Below are 9,065 nucleotides of genomic sequence, written 5' to 3'. Positions count from 1 at the left end.
CCTTAAAATTAATTCTGTGGGCATTAACTTTCAATAAAAATTAAACCATTGCTATATATAGATTATTTATATATTTATAGTAACTGTTGCGTTTTAAGATGAATAACTGTACAAAAAAATAGCAAAAAACACTTGCACCAAACAACTGTATAAACTACTGTATGAATGTACTGTATAAAAACCCAGTGAGTGAGAAGATTATGTTACAGCCAATTACCGTAAGAACAGTTAAAAGCTATCAACAAGATGACCAATCAGATTGTGTTAACGTTGTACAAATTGAAGATGAAATTTCAGCAACGTTTGAGTTATTAAAAGTATTACACCAATACAACAGCCTAAACGCATGGACACTGTTAATAGCACCAGATAACGTACCGAGCAAAGCGCTACTTGATTCATGCTCAATTGATACCAGTAAATTGCTGGTTATTCGTCAAAAGCATTTAGTTAATTTAGAGTATGTTTTAAGTTCTGCGCTTCACAATGGAAATTTTGCCGCGGTGATCACCTGGACTGACATAATAAATAACCAACAACTGTCGCAGTTATCATTAAACTTGAGCCATACGCGCACTAAGTTGTATTGCTTTAGCAAAAAAAGCGCTCACCCTGAGATTTCACTTACGCAATAAGCTTGATAAACTAGCGTTTTAATACACAGTACATTTATCATGACTTCTAACGCCCTATTATGTTTTTGTGGCAGTCAGCAACCTTATGCTGATTGCTGCGAGCCTTTTCATTTAAAAACCAAACAGCCACACACACCAGAGCAACTTATGCGTGCACGCTACAGTGCTTATGCTGTTAAAAACGCGGTTTTTGTTCGTGAAAGTTATGCAAAAGAAAAACAAGCTGAAAATTCAATTTCAGAAATTAAAGATTTTGCAAATAGTTGCCGTTTTATAAACTTAACCGTATTAGACTCTGGTTATAATGATGAAACAGGATTTGTTACATTTAAAGCTCACTACTTTTATCAAGATTTATATTGCGAGTTGGCAGAAAATTCAAGGTTTATTAAAGAAGATGGACAATGGCGATACCTTGATGGTGAGATTACACCGGTTGCCGATATTAAAGTAAAACGTAATGATACGTGCCCTTGTGGCAGTAATAAAAAATACAAAAAATGTCATAGTGTATAAACTTCAGCTACAAAAAATGGGCCACAAGGCCCATTTTCAAAAACTACACTAAACGCAAATTAGCGTTTTACTCGCCATCATCTTCATCGAAATCTTGACGCTGTGCAGGTCTTGCTAAAATCTCTAAGTAAAAAGAAGTTAAACCTTGCTTTTCAATTTCACTGATGTGATTGTTAATTTCAGCAACGTGAACCACTTGGGCTTCTTCAGCCGTGTTACCAAACTTACAATCAAATGCCCAGTAGTCGGCATCAACAGGTAAAGTTTTATTACGTTCTCTTTTCAAATATTTTTTCACTTCATGCTTTGCAGCATCAACCATACGAGGGTATTTGATTTTCTCATGATTCAGCGTGAATGTTTTCTTCATTACGTTCCTAATTACCTTGGTTTAATGATAATGGCATTTAATGTCATACCATTTGCGCCATTATAGCAATTGCATTTAAATTTTGGATGCTTTTTTTATATTAAATCAGTTATTAAAATAAAGCACCTATAAAACCAATAGTTACTTACTACTATAAACACAGTTTATTACAATCAAATGGCATGTATAAAGCAGCAATTGAACACATATAATTAGGCACTAAACAAATGTAATGGCTGGTGGATAGCTTCATTTTGTAAATCATCATAAAATGCCACCGCATCCATTTGAGGGTTTGATAACTCGGTGTTGGTATTTTGAATTCGTCGACGTACCGCTAATTCACAGTTATCAATGACAGTCAGAGGAATGTGGTTTTTATCATCACGAATATTAAATGGCTCAGGCTTTAAGCACTGAGTTAACTTTATATCACTCATCCCTACAGCGCTTCCCATTTTTGCTAAAAGCTCTGTGTTATTTTTACCAATTAACATATTAAAGGTATCTGGCGCTAATGGCTGCTTTGGACCTGCGCCAAATTGTTTACGCAGAGCATCTTCATTAGCTTGATAATGCTTAGTGTCACTTTTGGGTAGGTGGAATTCACTAAAATCGAGTGCATCGTGAGAGAGCATTGCTAATAAAAGTGCAAACTCGCCTCGGCGGTTTTCGTGCACACTTTCGTTAAGCCTTGTTTTTAACTGGCTCTCCGTGATTAACAAATCACCAATCTGCATAGACTTTAGCCTATTTAACTAATTAATAAGTATTTATCGGCTAAATTTGAATTTTCTTTAGCTTTTTTCTTTACTTAAATAAGAAGTTTGCTATTATCTGCCGCGTTGCATTGGAGGGGTTCCCGAGCGGCCAAAGGGATCAGACTGTAAATCTGACGGCTCAGCCTTCGCTGGTTCGAATCCAGCTCCCTCCACCACTTTTCTTAGGCTAAGTTAAGTGGGGCCAAATGCAATAACAATTAGTGTGGAGGGGTTCCCGAGCGGCCAAAGGGATCAGACTGTAAATCTGACGGCTCAGCCTTCGCTGGTTCGAATCCAGCTCCCTCCACCACTTCTCTTCTCTACCTTATTTCTTTTTATTCAAATACCCACTGTAAACTCATACCATGATTGTTTAACCAGTTACTTGCTTGTTTATAATCTGAATAAAATAATCCCACACGTTGCCAAAATTGAGCACTGTGATTTAAATATTTTAAATGTGCTAATTCATGAACAATCACGTAGTCAATGACCCATGTCGGTGCACTTGCCAAGTGTAAGTTGAAGGTTAGTTCACGCCTGCGATTACAACTACCCCAGCGACGTTTATACAATTGAATACGAATATTACTCGGTAGCTTTTCACCCATCAGCTGACAATAATCGTTAACTCGCATTTCAATATAACTTTCTAATTTCTCATGCAAAAACTGCTCTAGCAAACTTTGATACATTTGCGTTTGATGCTTTACACGTGAAGAAATACTCAGTAACAGCGTTTGGCTTTCATTGTGCTGCTGCCATTGAGTGCGTACTGCGTTATCAAATTGCACATTAACAGCTTCATTAAATAATTTAATACTCTGGGTTTTGAGTGGAAACTGTCGTGTATCGGCTTGAATTTGTTGCTTATGTAACTGAGCATCAATCCAGTCCTGTTTACTTAACAGCCATTCATTAATTTGTGTTTTCGTTACAAAATGGGGCGCATATACCGTAAGCTCACGTTGTGCGACTTTGATAGCCACTGTTTTTCTTCGCTTACTACGCTTTAAAGTGTAATCCAACAATGAATGCTGCCTATTTATAATTAACCACTGGGTTTTATTTTACCTTGTACCATAACGGCTAATCTATAAATAATCCCCACTAAATGCCATTTTAATAACAATGCATTTAGTGCTACTCAATAAATAGTATGATTTAGAGCTTAAAACACTTACGTTACTTTTGTAATTTATAACTCAATACCTTGTGATTATTATTGTATTTTATATTAGACTGAATTTAAGAGTTATTATGTGAATGATTGATGTTAGCTAATTTTTTTATAAACGAACCAGATCCAAGCCTAATTATTAATGGTGTATACGACCCAAGTTTAGTGACACTATCTATACTCACCGCAATTTTTGCAGCTTATTTTTCTTTGCACGTTATCGATTTAGCAAATAATACACATTTTAAATCTTATCGAAAGTTAGCCAATATAACCGCAGCCTTAGTCCTTGCCGGAGGGGTCTGGAGCATGCACTTTATTGCTATGCTCGCATTTTCTTTGTGCACTACAATTGAATACGACCCCACACTAACTTTTGTATCGTTTATACCGGCTTTACTGGCATGTACCATTGCTTTTTCTTGTTTGAAAACATATAGCTCTCACCCTCGTATTATCAATTTAATTCTAAGCTCTCTTTTATTTGGCGCGGGTGTTGGCACCATGCATTACAGCGGTATGGCCGCGATGCAATTAAGTCCTTTACTTCGTTATGATCCAATATGGTTTGGCGCTTCAATTGTTGTTGCAGTGCTGCTGTCTTTTATAAGTCTCTATGCACGTTTTCATTTACCAGCACACTTTAAAAAATTAACGCCTGTGCATAATCGTATTATTTGCGCCCTTATTCTTGGCCTTGCCGTGGCTGGTATGCATTATATGGGCATGGCTGCTACGCGATTTATTGCAACAAGCCCGATAATTAACGAGCAAACAAACCAATCACATCTAACCTTTATTGCTATTAGTGTGTCGTTCGCCACGCTTTTATTAACAGCGGTGGTTGTGATCATCAATGGCATGATCCGATACAGAATGCTGTTGGGGAAAAAATCAGCTGAAGAGTCTCGCCTTGATGCTATTTTATCAACTGCCATTGACGGCATCGTTACTATAAATATTAAAGGCACTATTTTGAGCTTTAATAAAGCCGCAGAAACAATTTTTGGCTGGCAAGATAATGAGGTCATTGGCCAGAATGTAAAAATATTAATGGCTGATGATATTGCTAATCAACACGATGCTTTTTTAAAAAATACAACAAACCATGAGGTAAAACGTGTTATTGGTGTTAATCGCGATGTGTGGGCAAAACATAAAAATGGTCATCAATTTCCAATTCGCTTAGGGATTGGTGAAGTAAAGCAATTACAAACTGAAACATTGTTTGTAGGCTTTATTACCGATTTAACTGAGCAAAGAGCGTTACAACAAAGCTTAATTGAAAAAGAGCGACAATACCGTACCTTAATGAACAATATGCCCGGTGTGGTATTTCGCTGCTTGTTAGATGAACACTGGAGTATGTTGTTTATCAGCCCTAGCGTCTATGAACTAACGGGTTATCGCGCTGAAGAATTTACTGAGCAGCGTATTACCTTTGCCGAGCTTATTGTTAAAGAAGATGAAGCGGCTATTTCTTTAGCGATTGATCAAGCAGTTGCATCGACCAGTCAATACTCAATTGAGTATCGCATTCGCCATCGCAACGGCAATATTATTTGGGTACTTGATCAAGCAAGTATTATCACTAACTCTAAAGATGATACACGCTGGGTTGATGGCGTTTTAGTTGATATAACCAAGCGCCATGAATATGAGCAAAGCTTAAAGCAAGCTAAATACGAGGCTGAAGCAGCCGCGCAAGCTAAACAGTCTTTTATGGCAAATATGAGCCATGAGATACGTACCCCCATGAATGCAATTATTGGCTTTAGTGATATTTTAATGAATAGTCCGCTTAATAAAGAACAACAAAAACAAATTATTACCGTTAATAACGCTGCGCGTTCTTTATTGCATTTACTCAACGATATCCTTGATTCAGCAAAGCTAGAGAAAGGTAAACTCGAAATTCAAAAAGTACATTTTAACTTGCAAGAATTGCTCGATAATATTGTGTCGACATTTTGGCTTGATGCAAAACGCAAAGACTTACAGCTCATTTTAAAAATAGCTGACAATGTAAATCCATTTTATTTTGGTGATGATACGCGTTTACGCCAAGTGCTAACCAATTTAATCGGCAATGCGATAAAGTTTACTGAGCAAGGCCATGTTACTGTTTCGGTTACTCATAAACCCAATCAACCCATTTTATTTGAAGTACAAGATAGTGGTATAGGTATCGAAAAAGGTCGCCTTGAGGCTATTTTTAAACCCTTTGAGCAAGCAGATGGCACCACAACACGCCGATTTGGTGGCACAGGGCTTGGCACAACAATTAGTAAGCAGCTGGTTGAATTAATGGGCGGCAAAATATATGCACAAAGTACCCTTGGTCAAGGTAGCTGTTTTTCCTTTACTGTTGGGCTTGAGCCAGGCGAAAAAAGTCAAGTGCAAGCCATTAGTAAAAACGCATTTAACTTACCCCCATTAAAAATCTTAGTGGTGGATGATATTGAACAAAATATCGAACTACTCACTATTATGCTTTCCCAAGCAGGCCATCAGGTAAGTAAAGCAAATAATGGTTTTGAGGCCATTGACATGTTTAATCAGCATCGCTTTGATATTATCCTAATGGATATTCATATGCCTAAATGTGATGGGATCAGTGCCACAGCATCAATTCGCTCTTTAGAGCAGCAAAAACAACTAAAGCACACGCCAATAATTGCCTTAACGGCCAGTGTGCTACAGCAAGATAAACTAACAGCCAAACAAGCGGGTATGAATGGTTTTACAACCAAACCCGTTGACATAAACCAACTCAACCAAGAAATAGCACGGGTGCTTGGGCTTACTATCAGCCAGTTAGTAACTAACGATCCAATAGATTCAAAACTTCGTATAGATTTTAATAAAGGCGAAAAAATGTGGGGCAGCAAAGAGAAACATCTCAAAGAGGTTGTACTCTTTTTAGCTCAGCATCAAAATAGTATGCTAACTTTGGCGACCACTAAGCTAAACGATAAGCATTATGCTCATATTTTGCATAATTTAAAAGGTCTTGCCGGTAATTTAGCGCTCAATAATTTATCTTACTTAATTGCGCAAGCTGAAAAACAACGTGATATAACAAGTTATACTCAGTGCATATTAAAATGTCAGCAAGAGTGGCAGCAGCTAGCAGATGAATTATCACACTTACACATTGCTTTTAAAGAGAATGAATTACAAAAAGAAACCGTGTCAGATGCTGAATTTATTCACCAATTAACGCTTTTACTCAGCCAAGCTAAACGAGCAGAGTTGGATGATACGTTATTAAGTTATATTGAAAGAATAACACCCGAACAACACAAAGCTGCTATTTTGAATATTTATGAGCAGTTTAATGACTTTGAATTTGATAATGCACAAACACAGCTCAACGCATTATTAACAACACTCAATAACTAGCTCTTCTGAGGATACCGATGGATCAATCGATAAGTCAGGCGCGAATATTAATCGTCGATGATGAACCTGCAAATTTAAAAGTAATGCGCGAGGTCTTAGCGAGTAACTACCGTTTATCGTTTGCTAAATCGGGGGCTGTGGCACTGCAATTAATAGAAAACGCTCCGCCAAAACTCATTTTACTTGATGTAATGATGCCAGATATTAATGGCTTTGAAGTGTGCAAAATTTTAAAAGCTAATCCTAAAACCGCACACATTCCGGTCATTTTTGTCACCGCACTCACGCAAGAACAAGATGAATCGGAAGGGTTTTCGCTAGGTGCGGTTGACTATATAACCAAACCTATTAGCCCTGCGATTGTAAAGGCAAGGGTAAAAACTCATCTTTCTTTAGTACAAGCCGAGCAACTAAAACAAGCACATGTAGATTTAGTTGAGCGATTGGGTCGCGCGGCAGAGTATAAAGATACCGATACGGGTGAGCATATTGCACGAATGAGCCAATACAGCAAAGTACTTGCTTTAGCGTTGGGAATGAACGAACAACACGCAGAATTATTACGCCAAGCTGCGCCAATGCACGATGTCGGAAAAATAGGTATTCCTGATTCGATACTGTTAAAACCTGGCAAATTAACCCCCGACGAATTTGCACACATGAAAGAGCATGCCGCTATAGGGGCTAAAATATTGGCCAACTCACCTTCCCCCTTACTGCAACTTGCCCATGTATTGGCTATCGAACATCATGAAAAATGGGATGGCACAGGTTATCCTAATGGATTGAAAGGCGAGGAAATCTCTATTGAGGGGCGGATTGTAGCGATTGCTGATGTATTTGATGCACTTACATCAAAACGTCCTTATAAAGAGCCTTGGAGCATAGAGCAAACACTAGAGCATATGCAACAACAAGCAGGAAAACACTTTGACCCTCAGCTGGTTGATCTTTTTATTAGCAAAATAGACGCTATTTTAGCGATAAAAAAGGCTCATCAAGAACGCGATTAAATCGTCTCTTTTTTGAACAAATATTACTGCACAAAGTTCAACAGGACCTAGCCCCTTTTGGCATTGTGAGAGCCTAACGCTACAGCTGGAAAATGCTGTTTTATAATGCGGTAGTGATGGGAAGTGATCTCATGGCTATTGCCACTGTTATCTTTAAAATACATAGAAAAAGTCACGCCATGATCAGCCAGTATCGTTTTAATTTCAAGCTGCTCAAAATGTGCTAACCACGCTATAAATTGCTCACCGGTTGCAGCAAAAGCGATTCCTTTACTTCGCCCTGGCGCCTCAAATAAAGCTAAACGTGTCGATCCGTTTTCATCTTCAAGCGTTAAAGGGCCTTTGCCTTCTTCATTCCAAAATGCTAATTCCTCTACTACAGTAAAACCAAGCACCTTTTCATACCAATCAACGGCTTGGGTGAGGCTTTGAACATTTAAATGACAATGATCAATACCGCTCAATTTTGGCCTCACTGTCTTACCCTCCAATTTCAGATTTTAGCTGCTCTAAAAAGTCATACATGTAATCTGTTCTTCTAAGTGCTTCGGCTTTAGCAGAAGGTGTATTCATACTTTTTGCAATATGCAGTAACTTTATAAAAAAATGATCTAATGTGTATTGTTTATCATCGGGCTCACGCTCTAAACAAAATGGATCATTAGGATTGTACAAAAGTCGGCTTATTGAGCCCCCCACTTTCATACAACGACTAACACCAATAGCCCCTAAGGCATCCATTCTGTCAGCATCTTGTACAATCTGTGCTTCAACGGTTTTAATAGCAATATTGGCGCTAAAACTATGCGCGGCTATGGCGTGGTGAATATCATCAAATAGCGCTTCATCATAGCCAATAGACGCTAAAAAACTAATCGCTTTATCGGCAGCCATCGTTGAAGCTTTTGCCCTATCGGGATGGTTTTTTGCTACGGCCACACAATCATGTAACCACGCAGCAGGTAAAACAACATTCATATTGGCTTTTTCAGCAGTGCATAATTTAACTGCAACACGTACTACCCGTTCAATATGGGTAATATCATGGGCTACATCAGCATGGATAAGCGCTGTTATAAATTCTCTGCATTGCTGATCAAGTTGCTTTAATGAAGGGCTAAGGGCTAAATTGTTCACCGAGCTTCCAAAAATCTATTTAAACGAGGTAATATCCCCTACTTTAAC

9 protein-coding genes and 2 tRNA genes are annotated in these 9,065 nt (G+C 38.1%); 6 read left to right on the top strand and 5 right to left on the bottom strand.

The window, feature by feature from the left end:
• The first annotated feature begins 200 nt into the window (after window positions 1-200).
• Both A9479_RS06830 and A9479_RS06825 read left to right on the top strand, forming a co-directional pair.
• Window positions 201-635 (top strand): SulA-like leucine-rich domain-containing protein, encoded by a 435-nt coding sequence (locus A9479_RS06830; protein ID WP_028835043.1) that lies wholly within the window; start codon window positions 201-203, stop codon window positions 633-635.
• Window positions 636-674: 39 nt separating this feature from the next.
• Window positions 675-1,151 (top strand): YchJ family protein, encoded by a 477-nt coding sequence (locus A9479_RS06825; protein WP_058154862.1) that lies wholly within the window; start codon window positions 675-677, stop codon window positions 1,149-1,151.
• Between the two features lie 67 nt (window positions 1,152-1,218).
• Here A9479_RS06825 and A9479_RS06820 read toward each other — a convergent pair whose 3' ends face one another.
• Both A9479_RS06820 and A9479_RS06815 read right to left on the bottom strand, forming a co-directional pair.
• Entirely contained in the window at window positions 1,219-1,521 is a 303-nt protein-coding gene (locus A9479_RS06820) for a DUF6172 family protein (RefSeq protein WP_008113037.1), read from the bottom strand.
• 212 nt (window positions 1,522-1,733) lie between these two features.
• Window positions 1,734-2,261: a VC2046/SO_2500 family protein gene (locus A9479_RS06815; protein WP_028835041.1), complete on the bottom strand. Its 528-nt coding sequence runs from the start codon at window positions 2,259-2,261 to the stop codon at window positions 1,734-1,736.
• A gap of 112 nt (window positions 2,262-2,373) precedes the next feature.
• Between A9479_RS06815 and A9479_RS06810 the strand changes: the two genes are divergently transcribed.
• Window positions 2,374-2,458, top strand: a tRNA-Tyr gene (locus A9479_RS06810).
• Window positions 2,459-2,507: 49 nt separating this feature from the next.
• Window positions 2,508-2,592: transfer RNA gene (locus A9479_RS06805), tRNA-Tyr, on the top strand.
• 25 nt (window positions 2,593-2,617) lie between these two features.
• Here the strand turns inward: A9479_RS06805 and A9479_RS06800 are convergent.
• Window positions 2,618-3,310 (bottom strand): M48 family metallopeptidase, encoded by a 693-nt coding sequence (locus A9479_RS06800; protein WP_033104395.1) that lies wholly within the window; start codon window positions 3,308-3,310, stop codon window positions 2,618-2,620.
• Window positions 3,311-3,555: 245 nt separating this feature from the next.
• Between A9479_RS06800 and A9479_RS06795 the strand changes: the two genes are divergently transcribed.
• Window positions 3,556-6,867, top strand: a complete 3,312-nt coding sequence (locus tag A9479_RS06795) for a PAS domain S-box protein (protein WP_064663001.1) — start codon at window positions 3,556-3,558, stop codon at window positions 6,865-6,867.
• 17 nt (window positions 6,868-6,884) lie between these two features.
• Window positions 6,885-7,880: a two-component system response regulator gene (locus tag A9479_RS06790; protein WP_064663000.1), complete on the top strand. Its 996-nt coding sequence runs from the start codon at window positions 6,885-6,887 to the stop codon at window positions 7,878-7,880.
• A gap of 47 nt (window positions 7,881-7,927) precedes the next feature.
• Here A9479_RS06790 and A9479_RS06785 read toward each other — a convergent pair whose 3' ends face one another.
• Together A9479_RS06785 and A9479_RS06780 are read right to left on the bottom strand one after the other, a co-directional pair.
• On the bottom strand, window positions 7,928-8,356 hold the full coding sequence (locus tag A9479_RS06785; protein ID WP_231893549.1) for a VOC family protein: 429 nt from the start codon (window positions 8,354-8,356) through the stop codon (window positions 7,928-7,930).
• Between the two features lie 4 nt (window positions 8,357-8,360).
• Complete coding sequence (locus A9479_RS06780) at window positions 8,361-9,017, bottom strand: HD domain-containing protein (protein WP_028835036.1); 657 nt, start codon at window positions 9,015-9,017, stop codon at window positions 8,361-8,363.
• Window positions 9,018-9,065: the final 48 nt, after the last annotated feature.

It is taken from the genome of Pseudoalteromonas sp. MQS005 (genome assembly GCF_001661605.1).
Classification (GTDB): Bacteria; Pseudomonadota; Gammaproteobacteria; order Enterobacterales; family Alteromonadaceae; genus Pseudoalteromonas; species Pseudoalteromonas tetraodonis.
This window is presented reverse-complemented; position numbering and strand designations above follow the sequence as displayed.

Coding starts and splice junctions, on each gene's coding strand:
- A9479_RS06795 (WP_064663001.1), top strand. CDS start 3,556: ATGTTAGCTAATTTTTTTATAAACGAACCAGATCCAAGCCTAATTATT.
- A9479_RS06790 (WP_064663000.1), top strand. CDS start 6,885: ATGGATCAATCGATAAGTCAGGCGCGAATATTAATCGTCGATGATGAA.
- A9479_RS06820 (WP_008113037.1), bottom strand. CDS start 1,521: ATGAAGAAAACATTCACGCTGAATCATGAGAAAATCAAATACCCTCGT.
- A9479_RS06825 (WP_058154862.1), top strand. CDS start 675: ATGACTTCTAACGCCCTATTATGTTTTTGTGGCAGTCAGCAACCTTAT.
- A9479_RS06815 (WP_028835041.1), bottom strand. CDS start 2,261: ATGCAGATTGGTGATTTGTTAATCACGGAGAGCCAGTTAAAAACAAGG.
- A9479_RS06830 (WP_028835043.1), top strand. CDS start 201: ATGTTACAGCCAATTACCGTAAGAACAGTTAAAAGCTATCAACAAGAT.